The following is a 19,301-nucleotide window of genomic DNA, read 5'->3' as shown; positions in this document are numbered from 1 at the left end:
CCTGTTGGCGTATACCCTCTCTTCTGCTGCTTGCCTATACCGCAAACATCTATATCTGGACGTTTGCGGTTTTTCTGAACAGTGTCGGGTGTTTTATCTTTATGATTTTGCTCCAGACATGGATTGCCGGGATGAAATTCAAACGGAACAAAGGGCTGATGGTTGCCCTGTACAGCACCTCCATCTCCCTTGGTTTTGCCTTCGGCCCTCTTTTGATCGATTATTCCGGCAGGATATTGGTTCTGCTGATGCCCTGGCTCCAGGGTGTTGTGCTATCCGGCTCTCATATTACCGCTGCCGGTTCAGGATCATTTAACGTCCGCTTTATTTTTCTCCTCTCCGCTCTGCTCAGCTTTTCGGCCCTGCTGCCGATTCTTGCAGGTCTCTATATGGTGCCCTCCTTCAGGATCAAGGGTGGAGTCGGAATCTGGAAGAGCATCATGCAGACCAAGGGGCCGATGTTTGCCATCGCAATGGCCGGGGTCTCCTATTTCGGAGTGTGTGCCTTTATTACCCTCTATGGTATGAGAAATGCTCTGCCGTTACACGAATCGGCACTCCTCTTGAGCTGTTTTATGATGGGCGCGCTGCTGCTTGAAGCCCCGCTGACCTGGGTTTCGGATTTTATTGACCGGCGCTATGTTATTGTGATCGCAGCGTTCATGAGTATGATTTGCGCGGTCTATCTGCCGATTGCGATCTATGTCAATTATCAGGCGTTTATCCTGCTCTTTTTGTGGGGAGGGGTAACCGGCGCTATTTATTCCACCTCTCTTGCCCTGATCGGCGACAAATATGAGGGTGATGAACTGGTGACTGCCAATGCCGGATACTCGATTATGGAGGCCTCCGGCGGAACGGCGGGTATTCTGCTGATCGGCTCTGCCATGGATCTGCTCGGCTCGGACGGACTGCCTTACGTCATCATGCTTGCAAGCATCCTCTACTTCTCCTTTGCCCTGACCCGCTACCGGGTTGTGTAGCCCCTTGTGGTCGTTCAGGGAGCTTCATGTTCAGCAGCAGTTCGGGTTTGTTCAGGATAACAGCAGGAGAGCAACCGGTTGACTCCCTCTCTGCGGTTAACCTTGACCAGAGCTGTCTCAGAGCCTTATGTCCACTCTGGTACGGTTGTTTTGATTATGGCGCCTGATCTCATGATGCCGTGTCCGAACGACAATACGGCGAGGGGCTCTTCTACGGACGTAGCGGCGATGGTGATGATGGACCCTGTTTTGGCCAACCCCGATCCCGATGTTTACCGTTACTTTTGCCCGGGCATCAGCAAACGGTGTTGATAGAAGCATTCCTGCAATTCCTGCGACTAACCAGATGTTAGTTTTCATCATTACGCTCCTGTTTACATGTTTTAAGGCGGGGGAAAGTATTCGAAGCGTCAGAGGATGCTTGTACAGTTGTAACACTGCTTCTTCGGGGTTAGTTCAGACGAAGGCAGCAAACGAGCCTTTGCTCGCCGTTGACTTTTTCATAACCGGTCTGATCAACGGGATTTTATTTTATATTGATTCAGATCATGCTCCGCCTCTCTCACCTCCCGGTTCAACGGGGGTGATGAACCGGAGAGAAGTGAAAGAGACTCTTTATGAAAATTATTGACCGCTATATCCTGAAATCCCATGTCGGGCCCTTCCTTTTTGCCTTCATAACGATTCTTTTTGTTCTGATACTTCAGTTTTTTGCCAGTTTCGCCGACCGGTTTATCGGCAGGGGAATTGCGTTCTCCGCTATAGTTGAGCTGATTATCCTCCAGTCTGCCTGGATGGTAGGGCTTGCAGCTCCCATGGCCGTGCTTATTGCGGTGGTGATGGCATTCGGTTCCCTTACCACAAACTCCGAGATGACGGTCCTCAGGGCTTCGGGCATCTCCCTTTACCGCCTCATGTTTCCGGTTCTCTGTGTCGCTCTTCTGCTCTCACTCTGTGTTGAGCGGTTCAACAATATTGTCCTTCCCCTGGCGAACTACCATGCCAAATCGCTCATGGTTGATATAGCCAGGGCGAAACCGGCGTTCGGGCTGAAAGAGAACGCTTTTTCAACGCTTGTGGATGGGTATTCCATTCTTGTTCGTGAAGCCGATGACCAGTCAAAGGAGATCAGGGGTGTTGTGATCTATGATCGATCACGACCGAATTTCACCACGATGGAGACAGCAGAGCGGGGAACTATTGAGTTTTCCGGCGATTTCCAGTACCTCGTCATGACGCTCCTCGACGGTGAAATCCATCAGGTAAAGCAACCGGCCCACCAGGTCTACCGAAACCTGAGTTTCAAAAAGTATCGCTTTGTCTTTGAGTCGTCAGGGTTTGGATTTGCCCGCACTTCCGCCAACCGGCTGCGTACCGGAGACAGTGAGCTCTCGGCAAGGGAGCTGCTCTCCATTGGCGACGAGTTTCAAAAAAGGATAGCCGCATCTGAAAAGCGCATCAATCTGTCGCTTGAGAGCATGAATCGTCAGATAGCAGGAACGGGTTCCGGGGGGAGTGCGGACGAAAGCCGTAAAAAGGAGATCGCTGCGGAAGGCTATGTTGACAGGCAGCTCGCAGCGCTTGACGCTGAACGCCAGAGTATCAGTGCAAACCGGAGTATGTACAACCGTTATATGGCCGCATATCACAAGAAATATTCACTCTCCCTTGCCTGTTTTGTTTTTGTTCTGGTTGGAGCACCTCTCGGCGTTCTTGCTCGTCGTGGCGGGTTCGGAGTCGGAGCAGGCATGTCGCTGCTCTTTTTTGTGCTCTACTGGATGCTCATGATTTCAGGCGAGACCATCGCCGAACGAGGTCTGCTTGACCCCATGCTCTCGATGTGGCTCGGCAATATTGTCATCTCGGCCATCGGAATTCTGCTTGCTTTTTCTCTGAACCGCTCGATTTTTAACACTACCCGGTAACAGAGCGTGCCGCTCTTCAGTTCAGCAGGGTGTTCAAAGTGGACTTCCGGCGCAGAGCGCTTTTTTGACCCCCTTCTCATTCAGACAGACAAAGGTGATGTTGGTGCTGAACACCAGAACCCTGCTGCCGGTATCAATACTCTTTTTGAAGACGTTCACGGTGTACTCGATCGAGGTGTGGCCGATTTTGCTTTTTTCCGTGACAAAGCAGAGGATTGTGCCACCCCTTATGCTCTTTTTGAACTCCACCTTGTCCATGCCGACGGTTACAAAGTTGCAGCCCGGATAGTCAAGCGAAACCGTGATGTAGCTCACCTCGTCAATCCATTTCAGCAGGTTTCCGCCAAAGAGAAAGCCGTAGTGGTTGAGGTGTTCGGGCAGTACGAGTTTATAGGTTTCCATGATATCATTGCTTGAGTTGATATGCACTTTTCTTCATCAAGATAGCCCGATATATCGCCTTTCAGAAATGGATAATCATAAGGGCGCCCATTTGTAAAAGCGCTCAACCATGATTACCCCGATAATCTCCGGGTTTTGATATAGGAGGATGTTTGTTTAACATGTTATTCATGAGATGACGAGCAAGTAAAAAGTCCAATAATGGAAAAAGAGAAGGCTGATCATATTGTGGGTATCCGTATTCCTAAAAGTATCGGGGAGCGGCTTGATACTCTTGCGAAAAGAACCGGAAGAACCAAGACCTTTTACATTCGGGAGGCTATTCTTGAGCATCTTGACGATCTTGAAGATATTTATATGGCCGAGCAGGTGCTGGATCGTGTGCGAACGGGGGATGAAGCGGTTTCCGGTTTAGACGAAGTGGAGCATCGACTTGGTCTGGAAGATTGACGTAACCCGTGAGGCGGAGAGGGGATTAGCCCGGATTGACCGGAATGATGCCAAACGGATTATCGCCTATTTACGCGAACGGGTAGCCATGAATCCCCGACAGTATGGCAAGGCTTTGCATGGCAATCATTCAGCACTCTGGAGATATCGTGTTGGTGATTATCCTGTGCTGTGTGACATCAACGATGAAGCGGTTTGTGTGCTGGTTATTCGGGTGGCCCATCGCAAGGAGGTGTATCGTTAAACATACACTTCAAAGAGCACCCTGTATTTACTGATCAGCGATGTTTTTTTTGTAACCTACTTCTCATTCCCCTCCTTTTCCGGACGAACCATCACCACCTCTTCGCGTTCAACGATTACCTGTCCGGGTGCAAGTCTCTTTCCCCGACGGACATATTTTTTCAGGGTGTAGATCACCGGAACAAGTTTTGAGTGTTTAGCTGCGGAGTACCATGCGGCAATCCCGGCGGCTTTTCTGATTTCAGCCTTGTGGTGAAGCGACGCCCCTTTCAACAGACAGTGAGAACCGGCAGCCCCGCGGGCATGGAGCCAGATGTCGTCAGGTTTGCTGTGGCTGAAGGTCAGCAGCTCATTGTTCAGGGCATTTTTGCCGATCAGGAGCGTTATGGAGGGGGAGATCTGAACACTTCTGAACGGCAGATTGCTTTCGCCCCCTTTTACCTGGCGACCGCCGGTTTTTTTCCCGCTTCCGCCATGATTCTCAATAAACCTGCGTGCCTCTTTGGGTGTTGTGATCGCTCCGGTTTCGGCAAGCAGTGCTTCCAGCTCTCTTTTTTTTAGCAGAGTGGTGGCTTGCCGGGCCTGCAATGTGTTGAGTTTTCCTCTCGTTTTTGATGCCTTGGCAAAATACTCTTCGGCATTTTCACGCAGTGAAAGCGCCGCTTTGAGTGTAATGGTCACTTCGCTCTCCGGATTATCCGTATCCAATATGTTTTTTACGCTTATCGTGAGCGGATCTCTTCTCTCCTGATAGAGAGAGGCGATGAGGAGATGGCCGGAGAGGTCATAGTTTGCAGCAATTTTTTCAAGCAGCCCCGGGTTGTACTGTTCAAGCTCCTTAACGGTTTTGGTAAGCTGCTGCACCAGTTTTGCCCGATAGGCCTTCAGCTCATCAGCCGTGTCAAGATAGCGGTAAATCCTTGTGCTGTAGACCGAGAGCCCTTCGAGTACAGAGTCATAGCGCCCGGTATCGGCCGGAGCGTTGTGCAGCAGGGTGAATCCCGGTTCGCCGTTCCCCTTTTCCGTCACCTGAACCATCGGGTCAAGCAGCTCGTAAAAGAGTGACCGGAATGCCCCGAAAAGCGCCTCCGCGCTCTCGCTCTCATCGGCCCGTTTCATCACTTCCACGGCAAGGGTGCGGTCGAATCCAGGGAGGATCACCGAGAGTCTTTGCGGCGTGCTGCCGCTCTCATGGTTGAAGAGGCTGATAAACCGGGCGTTATCACGGGTGAGTGTTTCAAGTGTTCGTAAATATCCCGGACTCTCATCTTCAGTCGGATATGGTTTGCCGAGATGGTCGGTTTTATGCTTGAAGGCATCGGTAACAAGGTGCTCACGAACCAGAAAAACGTTGCTCTTCGGGTGAAAGAGCTGCAGCACAAGAACGGAGTGATCCTCAAGACGGATTCGGATGACTCTGTCGGAAGATGCGATTTCAACCGAAGTGACCGCCACTCCGTATACCTCGCTCATGAGGCTTGCTGAATTTTTCCCTTTTTGCTGAAAACCCTCTTTTGTGTAGATAGAGAGTTGCGGCGAGTGTGTGACCACGATAAGCTGCATGTGGTGGTCATGCATGGTTTTGAAGCCGATTCGAAGCTCGTTTTTATGCTCTGAACAGATTTCGGTGACTCTCCCGCCTGCAAGCTTTTCATGCAGTTCCATTGCCGCGTGGTAGAGCGTAAAGTAATTACGATGCATAAGAGCCGAATCAGGGTTGCGGGAGCGAATGGTTTTTCCCTATCTTCTTCCTAAAGGACTATACTGATAACGTTATTTCAATTTATCAAAAAAGAGGACTATGCAGGAAGAATCAAGGTCGGATTGCGGTTGCTCATGCGGTGGAGAGGGCGGCGAGGCCGGGGCTGAAAAGAGGCTTGGCTGGCATGAATATTTCATGAGCGTCGCGCATCTTATCTCCCGACGGGCTACCTGTACGAGAGGCCATATCGGGGCGGTTATTGTTCGTGATCACAATATTCTTTCGACCGGCTATAATGGAGCGCCTTCCGGCCTGCCTCACTGCAATGAAACTACCTGCCGGATTTACCGGAGCACCCATCCTGACGGTACGGTTGAGGAGAACTGTGTCAATACCATCCATGCGGAGATCAATGCCATAGCCATGGCTGCAAAACATGGCGTCTCCATCGGTGAAGCTGATATCTACATTACCTCAAGCCCCTGTATTCACTGCCTTAAGGTGCTGATAAACGTAGGAATAAAAACAATTTACTACGACAAACCCTACAAGATCGAGCATATAGACGAACTGCTCAGGCTCTCAGGTATCCGGCTGGTCCAGGTCTCTCCGGGAGCGAATCCGACAGCATGATGAGTCTACTCTGTGATGATACGGTATATATGAACCGCTGCATTGAGCTCGCCCTGAAGGGCGGCGGCACGGTCAGCCCGAACCCGATGGTCGGGTCGGTGATTGTCTGTGACGGCGTGATCATAGGAGAGGGATTTCATGAGCGTTATGGGGCTCCACATGCCGAGGTTAATGCCATTGCTTCAGTGGCCGACCAGGAGCTGCTTCGGCGTTCCACACTCTACGTTAACCTTGAGCCCTGCTCCCATTTCGGCAAAACCCCGCCATGCAGTGATCTGATTATTGAAAAAGGGATTCCGAGGGTGGTGGTCGGGTGCCGTGATCCTTTTGTGAGCGTTGCAGGCAAGGGGATTGCAAAGCTGCTTGGGGCAGGTATTGCTGTTACCGAAGGGGTGCTTGAAGCAGCATGCGTGAAGCTCAACGAGGCGTTTATCAAAAGTCATACCACAGGTTTGCCTTTTGTTTCTCTTAAACTGGCCGAGACGCTGGATGGTAAAATTGCAACATCGCTCGGTGCCTCCAAATGGATTACCGGGGAAGCGGCAAGAATGGAGGTACACCGGCTCCGCGCGCGCTATGATGCCGTTGTGGTGGGTGAGGCTACGGTTCGCTGTGATGATGCAGAGCTTACCGTCAGGCACTGCAGCGGTCGCAATCCTCTCCGTGTTGTGCTTGACCGGCGGCTGAGTCTTCCTGTAGAATCGAAAATTTTTAATACTGAAGCGCCGACCATTCTTTTTGCCTCATCAGCCTGGGAAGGTCTTGAAAAAGCAGGGCTCCTCAGAGAGCGGGGAGTGACGGTGCTCTTTGTTCGTGAGCATGCAGGTGAGCTTGATCTGCGCCAGGTGCTTGAAGAGCTGCACAAACACGGGATCCTCTCCATACTCGTTGAGGGCGGGAGCCGACTTTCGGCTTCGTTTATACGGGAGCGGCTGGTTGACAAAATCTATATGTTTATTGCGCCCAAGCTCTTTGGCGGCGACGCCCTGAGCTCATTTGCCCCGCTTGGCATCAGCATCCCGGATGATGCCGTCGTCCTGAAGTTTGAAACGCCGCGGTTTTTCGGCAGTGATTTGCTGCTGGAAGCCTATGTTCAAAGCCTGTAGCGGTGCCGGGATGTTTGTGTTTTTGTGGTTTTTAAAACATGATAGTGTAAATGGCTAAAAAATATACCAAAAGGAGGGCGCCTATGATGGACCGTCTTGTCAGTAACAATGATCTGGGAAAGCTGCTGATTCGGCTTTCGGTTGGAGGGCTGATGCTCTTTCATGGAGTCAACAAGCTTCAGCATGGCTATGGCTTTGTAGAGCAGATGCTGCTCAAGGCTCATTTGCCGGGCTATCTTTCACACGGTATTCTGCTCGGAGAGCTTCTTGCGCCGCTCTTTATCATACTCGGAATCTTTACCCGTCCGGCGGCTCTTATTGAGGCATTTGTTATGGTGATGGCAGTCTATCTGGTTCATACCGGCCAGCTTTATTCTCTTGGCGATCATGGTGCATACGCCCTTGAAGTGCAGGCATTCTATCTTTTCGGCTCGCTTGCGATCTTCTTTTTCGGTGCAGGCCGATACAGCTTTTCACGGGGTGGAGGCCTCTGGAATTAAGTGAAAGAGAAGATCATTGATATCCATAACATCACGGCATATTCGGGCAGTACAAAGGTTTTCAGCGACCTTTCGCTGAAGATTGAGACGGGGTGCAATACGGTTATTCTCGGACCGAACGGATCAGGCAAGAGCACGCTCCTGAAGCTGCTTTCCTGCGAGCTCCACCCTGTTTACAATCCTGACAGCCATCTCCGGATTTTCGGCAGGGATCGCTGGAATGTCATGGAGCTCCGCCGTCGTCTCGGTATTGTTTCCGATGACCTTCAGCGTGATTATCTGCCCGGAGCGCATGGGATCAACGTTATGTTGTCAGGCTTTTATGCATCTATTGATACCTGGCAGTACCAGGAGTTCAGCAATGAAGAGCGGGAAAAAGCTGAATCGGTTATGGCGGAGCTTGGTATTGCCGCGTTAAAGGAGCGACCTTTTTGTGCCATGTCAACCGGCCAGCAGCGCCGTTTTCTGCTCGGCAGGGCGCTCGTGCATGATCCGGATGCGCTTCTGTTTGACGAGCCGACCGCAGGTCTTGATATCGCGGCATCGCTGCACTATCTTGAAACCGTTCGAAAGCTGATGGGATCTGACAAAACGGTTGTGCTTGTTACGCATCACCTGCATGAGATTCCGCCCGAGATAGAGCGGGTTGTGCTGATGAAAGGGGGGCGTATTGTCGGCGACGGGAAAAAAAGTGATATGCTTACCTCAGAAGCACTATCCGGAGTGTTTGATTACCCTCTTCAGGTCGTTGCCGTTAACGGATATTTTCAACTGCTCCCGGCGTCGTGAAACCGGAGCGCAGAGGATTACATTTTTTTTGAACGCATTCATCTTCTTTGTGGTTGTATAGCTGTCGTCCAGGCTTTAGCGCCGATGACACCCTTTTTTGCCGGATACTTTTTTTAATTTTTAAACGCTTTTTTATGGCACACATTACCTTGAAGGGCAACGCTGCCGAGACAATCGGTACACTTCCCGTAATCGGGTCTGACGCCCCCTTTTTCTGTCTGGTGAAAACCGATCTTTCAGAGGCCGGACCTGCTGATTTTGCAAGCCAGAGACTGGTTCTCAATATCTTTCCAAGCCTTGATACCCCGGTCTGTGCTGCTTCTGTAAGGCGCTTCAACCAGGAGGCCGCGCAGTTTGACAACACCATCGTGCTCTGTATCTCTGCCGATCTACCCTTTGCACACAAGCGGTTCTGTGAAGTTGAAGGGCTGAAAGATGTTGTTTCGCTTTCGGTCTTCCGTTCTCCCGAATTCGGTCGTGATTATGGCGTCACCATTACCTCCGGTCCGCTCAAGGGGCTTCTTTCAAGAGCTATTGTGATTGTTGATGCTGACGGCAGGGTGGTCTATACCGAACAGGTGCCTGAAATTACACAGGAGCCGGATTACAGTGCAGCGCTCAAGGCGCTTGCTTGATTATGCGAATAATCTGCTGTGTGTTTTGATGAAGGTGCCGCTCCCGACCTGTCGGCATCGAAATCCTCAAGCCGGCAGTGATGCCGGCTTTTTTGTTGTCCGGAGAGGCTATTGTCCTTGCGGATTTCAGTTGTGCGCTATCGAACGTTATTTTGATTCACTCATATAAACCAGCATGCTCATGGTTTCGAAGAGAAAGGATCCCGTGTATTCAGCCGTTGAACGCCGGCTTGCTGATATTGATTTTCAGGCACTGGTCGAAAACCGGCAATTTTATCCCTCACCGGCTTCGTGGGAGGATGAAGTGCTCTATTTTCTCTTTCTTGACCGCTTTTCGGACGGAAAAGAGTATGACGGCTTTTGCAACAGTGAGGGGATTCCGGTTGCCGCCCTTCCGGGAGAGCGTACGACATCGCTTTTCAATACTCTGACTGATGAAGCAACGGCCTCCCCTGAGAGCTGGTTTGAGGCCGGAAAACGGTGGTGCGGAGGTACAATTGCCGGCATGAAAGCGAAGCTTGGTTATCTCCAAAGGCTCGGAATAAGCGCTATATGGGTAAGTCCGGTCTTCAGGCAGGTCACCGGGAGCAACGATTATCATGGTTACGGTATCCAGAATTTTCTTGATGTCGATCCTCACTTCGGAACGAGAGAGGAGTTACGGGAGTTTGTCAGGGCTGCGCATGATCTCGGTATCAGGGTGATCCTTGATATCATCATCAACCATGCCGGAGATGTGTTTGCCTACGAAGGTAATCAGCGCTACATCTATCAGGGAGGGTGTGCCTGGCCGGTGAGCGGATACCGGTTGTCGAGTGGTGAAGAGGGAGGCATCCCCTTTGATGCGGCTCCAGCCCCTTTCCAGAGCGGCGCATGGCCCGATGGTGCGGTCTGGCCTGAAGAGCTCCAGTCGCCTGCTACCTGGACCTGCCGGGGAGAGATACAGGAGTGGGATTCGTTTCCGGAGTTTCTTGATGGTGACTTCTGTACGCTCAAGGATATCTGTCTCGGTGATGCGCTCAGGGATCCGGATTCCGTTCAGGATATTGAACGCCGTATCAGAGCGTTCAGGGTGTCAGAGGCGCTTCGTTATCTGACCGATGTCTACCGCTTCTGGATTGCCTTTGCCGATATAGACGGCTTCCGCCTTGATACCGTCAAACATATGGAGCCGGGAGCCGTGCGCTTTTTTGCTACAGCCATCCATGAATTTGCCGAGTCGATAGGCAAGGAGAACTTTACGATTATCGGTGAAATAACCGGAGGGCGAGCATACGCCGCCACAATTCTCGATACGACCGGCCTCGATGCCGCGCTCGGTATCGATGATATCCCCGACAAACTCGAATTTCTTGTCAAAGGGTGGCGAAGCCCCGGAAACCCCGATACGGAAGCCCAGGAGGGTTATTTCGATCTTTTCCGCAACAGCATACTTGATAACAGGCGGAGCCATCAATGGTATGCCAAGCATATTGTTACCATGCTCGACGATCATGACCAGGTAGGTGTTCGTCACAAGTTCCGGTTTTGCGGCGATGCGGCGCGCAGTGCCCGGCTGCTTCCCGCAGCGCTCGGCCTGAACCTGCTCTCGGCAGGCATACCCTGTATCTATTACGGTACAGAACAGGCGTTCAACGGCGCAGACCGCCGCACCGATGATGACTCCTACAGTGATGTATTCCTTCGGGAGTGCATGTTCGGAGGCGGTTTCGGCTCTTTTCAGAGCAGCGGAAAGCACTTCTTCAATGAACAGCATGAGGTGTACCGTTTTGTGCAGGATGTGACCCGTTTGCGCCGTGAGCATATCGCCCTTCGCCGGGGCCGGCAGTATCTGCGGCAGGTATCGGAGAGCGGACGGGAAGGGGATTTTTACTATCCCCAGCCGGTAAATGGCGAGCTGCACTGGGTGGTTGCATGGTCGAGGATTTATGCAGGGTCGGAATTTCTCTGTGCCATTAACACCGACACCGAGCATGATATTCAGCTGTGGGTTGTGGTTGACAGCCGCATAAACAGCTCACCGGGCACGATGAGCTGCCTCTACTCCACTGATGCCCGGCAGTGCGGTGAATCGGCCCCGCTCATCGCTGTTCATGGTTCGGCTCTGCAGATCAGAGTTCCGGCAGCAGGGTTTGTTGTCTATTGCCAAGGTGATATATTGAAAGAAAAAGGGTTATGATTCTGTTGCACTACTGAAAGGGAAAGGTATTAGCCATGTTTACCGGAATTATCAAGGATGTCGGCCGGGTGAGGGGAGTGGTACGGCAAAAGGGGGGGCTGCGGCTCCGGGTTCACTACACGAATCCGGTTGAGTTCGGCACGCTCTCGATTGACGAGAGTGTCAGCATCAACGGTGCCTGCCAGACGGTTGTTGCTCTTGGAGAGGGGTGGTTTGAGGTCGATACGGTTGAAGAGACCCTCAGCAAGACGACGCTCGGAGAGCTCGCCAACGGTTCACTGGTCAATCTTGAGCGGGCGGTTCGTCCACTGGATCGACTGGGCGGCCATTTTGTGCTGGGTCATGTGGATTGTGCGGCATCTGTTCATGAGATACGCGAGCTTGGTTCAAGCCGGGAGCTCTGGATCAGCTTTCCTGAAACATTTACCCCTTTTATTGTCTCTGCCGGTTCCATCACGATTGACGGCATCAGTCTGACTGTTGCCAAGCTTGACAGGCTCCGCTTTGCCGCCGCTGTTATTCCCTATACCTTTGCCCATACGACCATCAATGATCTTAAAGCCGGAAGCAGGGTCAACCTTGAGTTTGATATTCTTGGAAAATATGTTGCCCGACAGATTGGCATGCGTTCATCTTCAGCCCCGGAGGCATCAACGATCAATGAGGCGTGGCTGCTTGATCAGGGATTCTGAATGAGTGACACTCCCAACATGCCGCCGGATCTCTTCGGTTTTTCCCCGGCTCCCGAAAGCGGGAACTACTTTCAGCCCCTTGCCGAACGGGTTCGCCCCCGGTCACTTGACGATATGGCCGGTCAGGAGCATCTTGTCGGCCCGTCGGGTCCGCTTCGCCGCTTTATTTCAAGCGGACAGCTTCCCTCAATGATCTTCTGGGGGCCGCCGGGATCGGGCAAAACCACCCTTGCCGAAATCTGCGCAGCTTCACTCAACTACCGTTTTGAACAGCTTTCCGCGATTGATTCGGGGGTGAAGGATGTGCGAAAGGCGCTTGACAATGCGCAAAAGTCAAGAGCTTCCGGTCTGCGAACCATCCTCTTTATCGACGAAATTCACCGCTTCAACAAGGGGCAGCAGGATACGCTGCTGCACGCCATTGAGCAGGGACTCATTGTTCTTATCGGTGCTACAACCGAAAACCCCTCTTTTGAAGTCAATGCCGCCCTTCTGAGCCGGATGCAGGTCTATATTCTCAAGCCTCTCCAGAGTGAGGAGATTTTGGCGGTCATCCGGCGGGCGCTCAAAGAGGACCGGCTTTTCGGTGAGCTTCAGATTGAGATTGCCGATCCCGATTTTCTGTTGCAGTTTGCCGGAGGTGATGCGCGCAAGGCGTTGAACGCCGTTGAAACGGCGCTCTCTCTGCTCCCGCAGGATCAAACGGAGATTGTGCTCGACCGGGAGCTGCTCGAACGGGCGCTGCAGCACCGGGCACCGGTATATGACAAGGGAGGCGAGAACCATTATGACGTTATCTCCGCTTTTATAAAGTCGATGCGTGGTTCAGATCCCGATGCCGCGCTCTTCTGGCTGGCAAGGATGATCGAAGGGGGCGAAGACCCCAAATTCATTGCCCGCCGGATGGTGATTTTTGCCAGTGAAGATATCGGCAATGCCGATCCCTATGCCATTACGCTTGCGATTTCGATCTTTCATGCCGTTGAACTTATCGGTATGCCCGAAGCTCGCATCAATCTGGCACAGGGGGTTACCTATCTGGCCTCGGCCGCAAAATCCAACGCGAGTTATCAGGCAATCAATGAGGCGCTCAGGGAGTCGGGCCCGATGCAGGATTTGGCAGTTCCGCTTCACCTGCGCAATGCTCCGACAAAACTGATGAAACAGGAGGGATATGGCGCGGGCTACCAGTATCCCCACAGCTATCCGGGCCATTTTGTCCGGCAGGACTATTTTCCGGATGGTATGGATCCGAAGCCTTACTACCGGCCTGGAGATGAGGGGAGGGAGAAGTATCTGAAGGAGCGTCTCTCCGGACTCTGGGGCGAGCGCTACCGGTTATGATTTTTACGAAATACCAAGCACTTTGTATATTGGATGACATACTGCCCGAATGGCAGTCGCAGGATTTCTTTCATCAAGACAGACTCTTTTATGAACAGGTTGAGACCGGCCATTTTTTTCCTCTTTTCACTTTTTGTTCTGTCGGCATCGTCCACTCTTTATGCGGCTCCGGTTCAGGAGAGTGCACCTCTCTCGCTTGATGATGCGGTTCGTATCGGGCTCGAAAAAAGCCGCGCACTTGAACTTGCCCGCCTCGACCGGGATATGGCACACCAGAAGATTCGCGAAACATGGTCAAGGGTGCTTCCCCAGGTCACCACAGACCTGATCTACACCCGTTCGGTGAAACCCTCAATCCTTTTTTTTCCCGATATTTTTAACGGAGGCAGCGGTTCTTCCTTTACCGCTATCGAGATAAGCGCCGACAATTCGGCAAGTGCAACGCTCAATCTCCGTCAGCCGATCTTCAACGGTTCAGCTTTTGCCGGAATACGGGCCGCCGGTACGGTGCGCAAAATGAGTGAAGCGGCCTACCGGAATACCGAGGCAGCTGTTATCACCGACATCAAGATGGCCTATTTCGATGCGCTCATCTCAAGGGATCAGTTAAAGCTGATTGAGCAGAGCATTGCACGCTGGGAGGAGTCACGCAGGGATACCCGGGCGATGTTCCGCCAGGGTGTTGCTGCCGATATCGATACGCTCAAGGCATTTCTCTCGGTTGAAAATCTCCGGCCGGAGCTCCTTCAGGCCGAAAGCCGTGTCGGTATTACGATGACAAAGCTCAAGAATGCCATGGGTGTAACACCCGATACGGAACTCAGGCTGGCCGGAAAGCTTGAACTCTCTTCGGCTGCCTATCCGGCTGAAATTGCTGCGGCTTATGAGGAGGCGCTCGGGCAACGCCCCGATCTGCGTCAGCTTGAGCTGCAGGTGCAGGCCCAGGGGGAAAAACTCTCCTCCGCCCGTGCTGAACGCTTTCCCGTGCTCTCGGCGTTTGGAAAGCTTGAGTCACAGACCGCGTTCAATGATGGAGTAAAACTTTCGCAGTCACGCTGGCCGGTCTCTTCAGCGGTGGGCCTTCAGCTCTCAATGCCGATTTTTACCGGTTTCAGGATAAGCTCCCAGGTGGAGCAGGCAAAGATTGAGCAGTTGCAGTCCAGAACACGCTATGAGGATCTCAAGGCCAATATCCGCGCAGAGATTGAAATCATCCTCTCCAGTTACCGAGAGTCGAAGAAGAGAATTGAGGTGCAGTCAAAAACCATCACGGTTGCAGAGCGCAGCTACAGAATATCGCAGCTCCGGTTCAGGGAGGGAATTGGCTCCCGTCTCGAACTGACCGACGCCGAACTTCAGCTCAACAAGGCCAAAACCAACTACCTGCAGGCAGTCTACGACTACCTTGTTACCAGCGTCCGCCTCGACAAAGCCCTCGGCCGCTCAAAAGCAACGGTCGCGAAAAGCTGACCATACAACCCCTGTTGGTTGAATAGTATCAGCAGGGGGGGGAGCCTCTTCTTCTTTTATTTGTCCCTGTAGTCCTTGCAGTCGTTTAAGTCCTTGTTTGAAAGCTCTCCCTGCTCTTCTTCAACTCCTTTTTCTTCACAAAATAGACAATGGTTGAAGCCTTCAGCGGCCATAAAACCCCTATGGCTGCGGCTACAATCGCTTGCTGTACCGCTGCTCCAAATTGCAGTGCGGTAAAAAGGGAGCGCTCTCTTTTACGGCGAAGTTTTTCGCTGTAGATGGTGTTGTAGAGCGAATCGGGCAGGTAAGGCCGGCAGGTGACAAGCGCCAGATGATGCTCTTCGAGCAGCTTTTCAACTGTTTTCGGGACGAAGTGGTAGAGATGGCGCGGCGCATCCCAGGCTATCCAGTTCTCACGGTAGTGGCGGGCATCATGGCTTTCCGGGTTTGGCAGCGCAAGCACAAGCATTCCGTTCTCCTGTAACCGCGCTCCTGCAAACGCAACGGTTTCATGGAGATCGTGAATATGTTCCAGCGTATGCCAGAGCACTATGCGGTCAAACAACCGGGTATTTGGCCTTAAATCCTCAATTGATTGAGAGATATGCAATCCGAAGCTTTTTCGTGCGTATTCAGCGGCGTTGCTCTCCGGTTCGACGCCATAAAGCTGATCCTCCGGGATCCCCTTTATCCGGTGCAGATGGCTGAGCAGCTCTCCGGTGGAGCACCCTATTTCAAGAATCGAGAGCTTCTGCGGGGGAGCGGACGCCCCTTTCAGAACAAAAGATGCCCTGTAACCCGTCAACAGCTTTCTTGCGGCAAGATAGGCTCTCTGTGCGGGTGAGTTTCCTGTTCCGGCCTGCATGTGAGGATCGTAGCTGCCGCGATGGTAGTGAACCGCCATTTCAGTGCTCACCGGACGGGGATTGAGCATAATAAGCCCTGATGCTGTAGATCGAACAAGCTGCCAGAGAACTTTTCCGGAAGGATCAAAGCGGTCGGGAACCTGCAGAAAAGGGGTAAATTCGGTGGAGTTGGAGAGAGGGCAGGGGATCTGTTCCATCGGCCGGAAGGGTGCTATGCCTTTGGCTTTGTCAGCTCTGCGATAGCCTCTTTCAGCTTGCTGTAAGTGGAGCGGAGGTCATTGCTGAGCACTTTTGCATCAGCAAGCACCGGCATGAAATTGGTGTCGCCCTCCCAGCGGGGTACGATATGGAAGTGAATGTGCGTATCAACGCTGCCTCCGGCGACCCTGCCGAGATTTGCTCCGAAATTGAAACCCTGCGGTCTGAGCGTGAGTTTGAGCGCCTGGATACACAGGTCGGTCAACTCCATGACCTCAAGTTTTGTTTCGTGATCAAGATCGATGAAATCAGGAGTCTGGAGGTAGGGGATCACCATGAGGTGTCCGCAGTTGTAAGGGTAGAGGTTCATGATGATGAAGCACTTTTTTGCCCGGTAGAGCACAAAACGCTTCTCATCCTCCTCGGGAGGAATATCAGCGAACACTGATTTTCCGTTCGCACCGGCAGGCTTGTCATCCTTGAATGACTGCATGTATACTTCACGCCACGGCGAATACATTCTATCCATGAAGAGAGTGTCCCGGTAAAATGCTTAAGGTCGCCGCTGTCAGCTACTGGCGAGCCTTTTGTTTTTTGTTGGTACCAAAGGTGGGACTCGAACCCACACGAGTTTGCACCCACTGGATTTTGAGTCCAGCGCGTCTACCAGTTCCGCCACTTTGGCATGTTCACATTTCAGTGCGAGAGAAGGGACTCGAACCCTTACGCCTCACGGCACTAGTTCCTAAGACTAGCGTGTATACCAATTTCACCACTCTCGCAACGTGAGACTACGAATATACGTGGATTTTATTTTAATAAAAACTATCTTTCGACATACTTTTCAGGGTGTGCCGCAAGAAAATTATTTATTCCCGATTATTTCGTCATGTGCCCATGCTGTTTGATCTAAAACGTTTTGCAAACTTTATTTCATGGGTGATCAATCCGGTTGTGGTTGCTCCGGCTGTCTATACAACGATTGTGCTGCTGGGATACCGTGCCGACCCGCACAACATCTCCTACCTGATGGTGCTTTTTCTTTCAAGCACGATTGTCCCCATGCTTCTGATCTTCGGTCTTAAAAAAATAGGGAAGGTCTCCGATTACAATATCACCTTTCGGGAGCAGCGCTTTCTTCCGCTCCTGGTACTGGTGGCCATCAACGCCCTCGGTTACGAGTTTATGAAGCATCTTGATGCTCCGGCTCTGCTTTCCGGCATTCTTCTCTTCAATGCGGTCAATATGGTTTTTATTCTGCTGGTAACCCTTCAGTGGAAAATCAGCATTCATCTCTTCACCTTTACCTCCTCTGTTGCGCTGCTTTTTTTGCAGTTCGGTGCTGTCTCTTTATGGCTTCTCCTGCTTGTACCCCTTCTCATGTGGTCCAGAATCCATTTGAAAGCACATAATTTCATGCAGACCCTTATTGGCGGTATTGTCGGCTTTTCCGTGATCTTTACCGAGCTAAAATGGTGGACGGGGTTGTGAAGCGCAAGAGATATGCCGTTGTTGTTACAACATACGGAGAGGTTGACAAGCTGACGATCAGGAATCTTTGGCCGAGTTCGAGAAGGATTCTTCTGGTCGTTACCCGCCAGATTGTCAAGGTGCCGACAGCCCTGATCTATTTTATTGCTGATTACCGTTCAACCAAGCACTATATCAACTGGAAGCTCAATCGTTACCGTTCAAAGCTTATTGCCATAAACCGGGCGCAGACAAAAACGCTTGAGGCGGCTCTTGACAGATACGGAAGCGGGTTTCTTGCAAAGGCTGATGTCAGGGTATTTGATGCCTACTACTTTGTTCCGCCCTACCTTGACGATATGCTCTCGGAGCTTCGCCGGGATTACGACGGCATAGTTGTAGTGCCGATGATTCCTGTTGAGTCCGCATTCTCCTGCGGTGTGGCCTGCCAGATGGTTATGGATGTCTGCGGTGAGGGGAGTTTCGCCCTGGTAAAGGTGATGAGCAGGCTCTGGAGTGATGACGCTCTTCACCGGATCTATATTGACTACCTCTTTGCACAGCTCTCCCAAAAGATCCGGAGCCTGAAGGGGGGAGGAAAGATCGGTCTTGTCCTTGTCATTCATGGTACTCTGGTCAGGGACCGGCACGGGAATACTCCGAAGGTTTTTACCGGTCTTGAAGAGACTATCGCATTTTTCGAGGTGATGAAGCAGAAGATCATGGCGGACCCCCGCAATATCTTCACTGATGTTCGCCAGGGGTGCATTAACCACTCCAACGGAGGGGAGTGGACTGCCGAGACCATTGAAAAAGCATTGGAGGATTACCGGGAGGATGGCTACGAAGGAGTGGTCATGTTCCCCTACGGTTTTTTTGCCGACAACAGCGAAACCGAGTACGATGCAAAAAAACAACTCGACAAGGCCGGTTTTCCGGTTGCCCAGTATGTGCGCTGCATAAACGACGATCCCGATTTTGGCCGCTGGCTCGGCGAAAAGGTTCTCGCAGAGCTGCAATGGCTGGACAATCTGCAACATGCCATGGAAACGCCCGGAGAGTGTATTGAGCCGAAACTGAAAAAATTCAGCTACATTGAATAGTATCGATGGCAGAGAACAGAGAGAGCGGGAAACGGACTCCCTTGATGCGCGCACGCTCTATGAGCAGGCACTCGACTGCATGCACGAGCAGCGCAACAGTGATGCGCTGATCCTGCTCAACCGGGTTCTTGAGTTGAACCGGCGCGATGCGCAAGCACTCTACGCCAGGGCGGTGACCAATCTCTCCATGAGCAATTTCCGGAAAGCAGGTTGTGATCTGCTGAAAACCATTGCCGTTGACCCCGGTTTTCTTGAGGCATACAAGCACCTCGGTTTTGTGCAGTTGACCCTTGGCAAGGAGGAGGAGGCCCTGAAGACCCTGCAGAAAGCCCTCGATATTGATCCCGGATATGCCGGAGTTTACGGAGTAATCGGCGATACCTGGCTTGATCTCGGGGAGTATGAGAAGGCAAAAGAGGCCTTTGAATCGGCCCTCCGGCTTGAGCCTGAGAGTGTTGAATCACACTACAAGATTGCCATGTACTATCTTTCGAGAGGTGATATGGCCGGGCTGAAAAAGGAGTATGAAATCCTGAAAACACTTGACGCCGAAATGGCGGAACAGATAGGAAGCCTCTATTTTTAAATAAATATGAAATTTTTCCCTGATA

20 protein-coding genes and 2 tRNA genes are annotated in these 19,301 nt (G+C 51.9%); 16 read left to right on the top strand and 6 right to left on the bottom strand.

The annotated features are described in order from the left end of the window. Together CFERDRAFT_RS09290 and CFERDRAFT_RS09285 are read left to right on the top strand one after the other, a co-directional pair. Positions 1-983 (top strand): MFS transporter (locus CFERDRAFT_RS09290; RefSeq protein ID WP_006366976.1); only part of this gene is annotated, 983 nt, incomplete at its 5' end. Between the two features lie 617 nt (positions 984-1,600). Beyond that, the gene (locus CFERDRAFT_RS09285) at positions 1,601-2,908 is read left to right on the top strand and encodes an LptF/LptG family permease (protein WP_006366975.1); all 1,308 of its coding nucleotides are present in this window, start codon (positions 1,601-1,603) and stop codon (positions 2,906-2,908) included. A gap of 33 nt (positions 2,909-2,941) precedes the next feature. On the opposite strand, the gene CFERDRAFT_RS09280 is transcribed toward CFERDRAFT_RS09285, so the two are convergent. Further along, on the bottom strand, positions 2,942-3,310 hold the full coding sequence (locus CFERDRAFT_RS09280) for an acyl-CoA thioesterase (protein ID WP_006366974.1): 369 nt from the start codon (positions 3,308-3,310) through the stop codon (positions 2,942-2,944). A gap of 201 nt (positions 3,311-3,511) precedes the next feature. On the opposite strand from CFERDRAFT_RS09280, the gene relB reads away from it, so the two are divergent. Continuing rightward, positions 3,512-3,760: a type II toxin-antitoxin system RelB family antitoxin gene (relB, locus tag CFERDRAFT_RS09275; protein ID WP_006366973.1), complete on the top strand. Its 249-nt coding sequence runs from the start codon at positions 3,512-3,514 to the stop codon at positions 3,758-3,760. Next, a complete protein-coding gene (locus tag CFERDRAFT_RS09270; RefSeq protein WP_006366972.1) occupies positions 3,744-4,004 on the top strand; it encodes a type II toxin-antitoxin system RelE family toxin in 261 nt (86 codons plus the stop codon). The genes relB and CFERDRAFT_RS09270 overlap by 17 nt, the downstream gene beginning before the upstream one ends. A gap of 56 nt (positions 4,005-4,060) precedes the next feature. Here the strand turns inward: CFERDRAFT_RS09270 and CFERDRAFT_RS09265 are convergent, their stop codons facing one another. Then, positions 4,061-5,704: an NFACT RNA binding domain-containing protein gene (locus CFERDRAFT_RS09265; RefSeq protein WP_006366971.1), complete on the bottom strand. Its 1,644-nt coding sequence runs from the start codon at positions 5,702-5,704 to the stop codon at positions 4,061-4,063. Between the two features lie 100 nt (positions 5,705-5,804). Here CFERDRAFT_RS09265 and CFERDRAFT_RS09260 point away from each other — a divergent pair, with 100 nt between their 5' ends. From CFERDRAFT_RS09260 to CFERDRAFT_RS09220, 9 genes are all read left to right on the top strand, one after another. Beyond that, entirely contained in the window at positions 5,805-6,338 is a 534-nt protein-coding gene (locus tag CFERDRAFT_RS09260; protein WP_006366970.1) for a deoxycytidylate deaminase, read from the top strand. Then, on the top strand, positions 6,335-7,444 hold the full coding sequence (ribD, locus tag CFERDRAFT_RS09255) for a bifunctional diaminohydroxyphosphoribosylaminopyrimidine deaminase/5-amino-6-(5-phosphoribosylamino)uracil reductase RibD (RefSeq protein WP_006366969.1): 1,110 nt from the start codon (positions 6,335-6,337) through the stop codon (positions 7,442-7,444). Before CFERDRAFT_RS09260 ends, ribD begins: the two co-directional genes overlap by 4 nt. Before the next feature lie 83 nt (positions 7,445-7,527). Further along, positions 7,528-7,944 carry a DoxX family protein gene (locus CFERDRAFT_RS12485; RefSeq protein WP_006366968.1) on the top strand — a complete coding sequence of 139 codons (417 nt, stop codon included), beginning with the start codon at positions 7,528-7,530 and terminating at the stop codon, positions 7,942-7,944. After that, on the top strand, positions 7,945-8,733 hold the full coding sequence (locus CFERDRAFT_RS09245; RefSeq protein ID WP_006366967.1) for an ABC transporter ATP-binding protein: 789 nt from the start codon (positions 7,945-7,947) through the stop codon (positions 8,731-8,733). Between the two features lie 134 nt (positions 8,734-8,867). Continuing rightward, a complete protein-coding gene (tpx, locus tag CFERDRAFT_RS09240; protein WP_006366966.1) occupies positions 8,868-9,368 on the top strand; it encodes a thiol peroxidase in 501 nt (166 codons plus the stop codon). A gap of 175 nt (positions 9,369-9,543) precedes the next feature. Further along, positions 9,544-11,547 (top strand): alpha-amylase family glycosyl hydrolase, encoded by a 2,004-nt coding sequence (locus CFERDRAFT_RS09235; RefSeq protein ID WP_006366965.1) that lies wholly within the window; start codon positions 9,544-9,546, stop codon positions 11,545-11,547. Positions 11,548-11,582: 35 nt separating this feature from the next. Continuing rightward, entirely contained in the window at positions 11,583-12,239 is a 657-nt protein-coding gene (locus CFERDRAFT_RS09230) for a riboflavin synthase (RefSeq protein WP_006366964.1), read from the top strand. Beyond that, the gene (locus CFERDRAFT_RS09225) at positions 12,240-13,583 is read left to right on the top strand and encodes a replication-associated recombination protein A (protein WP_006366963.1); all 1,344 of its coding nucleotides are present in this window, start codon (positions 12,240-12,242) and stop codon (positions 13,581-13,583) included. Between the two features lie 90 nt (positions 13,584-13,673). Further along, positions 13,674-15,053, top strand: coding sequence for a TolC family protein (locus tag CFERDRAFT_RS09220; protein ID WP_040433611.1), 1,380 nt, complete (start codon positions 13,674-13,676; stop codon positions 15,051-15,053). A gap of 85 nt (positions 15,054-15,138) precedes the next feature. Here the strand turns inward: CFERDRAFT_RS09220 and CFERDRAFT_RS09215 are convergent, their stop codons facing one another. From CFERDRAFT_RS09215 to CFERDRAFT_RS09200, 4 genes are all read right to left on the bottom strand, one after another. Then, positions 15,139-16,116, bottom strand: a complete 978-nt coding sequence (locus tag CFERDRAFT_RS09215) for a class I SAM-dependent methyltransferase (protein ID WP_006366961.1) — start codon at positions 16,114-16,116, stop codon at positions 15,139-15,141. Between the two features lie 14 nt (positions 16,117-16,130). Next, positions 16,131-16,646, bottom strand: a complete 516-nt coding sequence (locus CFERDRAFT_RS09210) for an HIT family protein (RefSeq protein WP_006366960.1) — start codon at positions 16,644-16,646, stop codon at positions 16,131-16,133. A 69-nt stretch (positions 16,647-16,715) separates the two neighbouring features. Continuing rightward, positions 16,716-16,802, bottom strand: a tRNA-Leu gene (locus CFERDRAFT_RS09205). A gap of 15 nt (positions 16,803-16,817) precedes the next feature. Beyond that, positions 16,818-16,899 (bottom strand) — tRNA-Leu (locus CFERDRAFT_RS09200). Between the two features lie 115 nt (positions 16,900-17,014). On the opposite strand from CFERDRAFT_RS09200, the gene CFERDRAFT_RS09195 reads away from it, so the two are divergent. Genes CFERDRAFT_RS09195 through CFERDRAFT_RS09185 form a run of 3 tightly spaced genes read left to right on the top strand, consistent with a single transcriptional unit; the run spans position 17,015 to position 19,276 of the window. After that, the gene (locus CFERDRAFT_RS09195) at positions 17,015-17,608 is read left to right on the top strand and encodes a hypothetical protein (protein WP_006366959.1); all 594 of its coding nucleotides are present in this window, start codon (positions 17,015-17,017) and stop codon (positions 17,606-17,608) included. Further along, a complete protein-coding gene (locus CFERDRAFT_RS09190) occupies positions 17,590-18,690 on the top strand; it encodes a ferrochelatase (protein WP_006366958.1) in 1,101 nt (366 codons plus the stop codon). Before CFERDRAFT_RS09195 ends, CFERDRAFT_RS09190 begins: the two co-directional genes overlap by 19 nt. Continuing rightward, complete coding sequence (locus CFERDRAFT_RS09185; protein WP_006366957.1) at positions 18,683-19,276, top strand: tetratricopeptide repeat protein; 594 nt, start codon at positions 18,683-18,685, stop codon at positions 19,274-19,276. The genes CFERDRAFT_RS09190 and CFERDRAFT_RS09185 overlap by 8 nt, the downstream gene beginning before the upstream one ends. The last annotated feature ends 25 nt before the right edge of the window (positions 19,277-19,301 follow it).

This window comes from Chlorobium ferrooxidans DSM 13031 (genome assembly GCF_000168715.1).
GTDB lineage: Bacteria > Bacteroidota > Chlorobiia > Chlorobiales > Chlorobiaceae > Chlorobium > Chlorobium ferrooxidans.
This window is presented reverse-complemented; position numbering and strand designations above follow the sequence as displayed.

Bases quoted from the DNA above. Each gene is read 5' to 3' on its own strand.
- CFERDRAFT_RS09285 (WP_006366975.1), top strand. From the start codon at position 1,601: ATGAAAATTATTGACCGCTATATCCTGAAATCCCATGTCGGGCCCTTC.
- CFERDRAFT_RS09195 (WP_006366959.1), top strand. From the start codon at position 17,015: ATGCTGTTTGATCTAAAACGTTTTGCAAACTTTATTTCATGGGTGATC.
- CFERDRAFT_RS09230 (WP_006366964.1), top strand. From the start codon at position 11,583: ATGTTTACCGGAATTATCAAGGATGTCGGCCGGGTGAGGGGAGTGGTA.
- CFERDRAFT_RS09235 (WP_006366965.1), top strand. From the start codon at position 9,544: ATGCTCATGGTTTCGAAGAGAAAGGATCCCGTGTATTCAGCCGTTGAA.
- CFERDRAFT_RS09210 (WP_006366960.1), bottom strand. From the start codon at position 16,646: ATGGATAGAATGTATTCGCCGTGGCGTGAAGTATACATGCAGTCATTC.
- CFERDRAFT_RS09260 (WP_006366970.1), top strand. From the start codon at position 5,805: ATGCAGGAAGAATCAAGGTCGGATTGCGGTTGCTCATGCGGTGGAGAG.
- CFERDRAFT_RS09190 (WP_006366958.1), top strand. From the start codon at position 17,590: ATGGTGGACGGGGTTGTGAAGCGCAAGAGATATGCCGTTGTTGTTACA.
- CFERDRAFT_RS09215 (WP_006366961.1), bottom strand. From the start codon at position 16,116: ATGGAACAGATCCCCTGCCCTCTCTCCAACTCCACCGAATTTACCCCT.
- CFERDRAFT_RS09220 (WP_040433611.1), top strand. From the start codon at position 13,674: ATGAACAGGTTGAGACCGGCCATTTTTTTCCTCTTTTCACTTTTTGTT.
- CFERDRAFT_RS09225 (WP_006366963.1), top strand. From the start codon at position 12,240: ATGAGTGACACTCCCAACATGCCGCCGGATCTCTTCGGTTTTTCCCCG.
- CFERDRAFT_RS09280 (WP_006366974.1), bottom strand. From the start codon at position 3,310: ATGGAAACCTATAAACTCGTACTGCCCGAACACCTCAACCACTACGGC.
- CFERDRAFT_RS09265 (WP_006366971.1), bottom strand. From the start codon at position 5,704: ATGCATCGTAATTACTTTACGCTCTACCACGCGGCAATGGAACTGCAT.
- tpx (WP_006366966.1), top strand. From the start codon at position 8,868: ATGGCACACATTACCTTGAAGGGCAACGCTGCCGAGACAATCGGTACA.
- relB (WP_006366973.1), top strand. From the start codon at position 3,512: ATGGAAAAAGAGAAGGCTGATCATATTGTGGGTATCCGTATTCCTAAA.
- CFERDRAFT_RS12485 (WP_006366968.1), top strand. From the start codon at position 7,528: ATGATGGACCGTCTTGTCAGTAACAATGATCTGGGAAAGCTGCTGATT.
- ribD (WP_006366969.1), top strand. From the start codon at position 6,335: ATGATGAGTCTACTCTGTGATGATACGGTATATATGAACCGCTGCATT.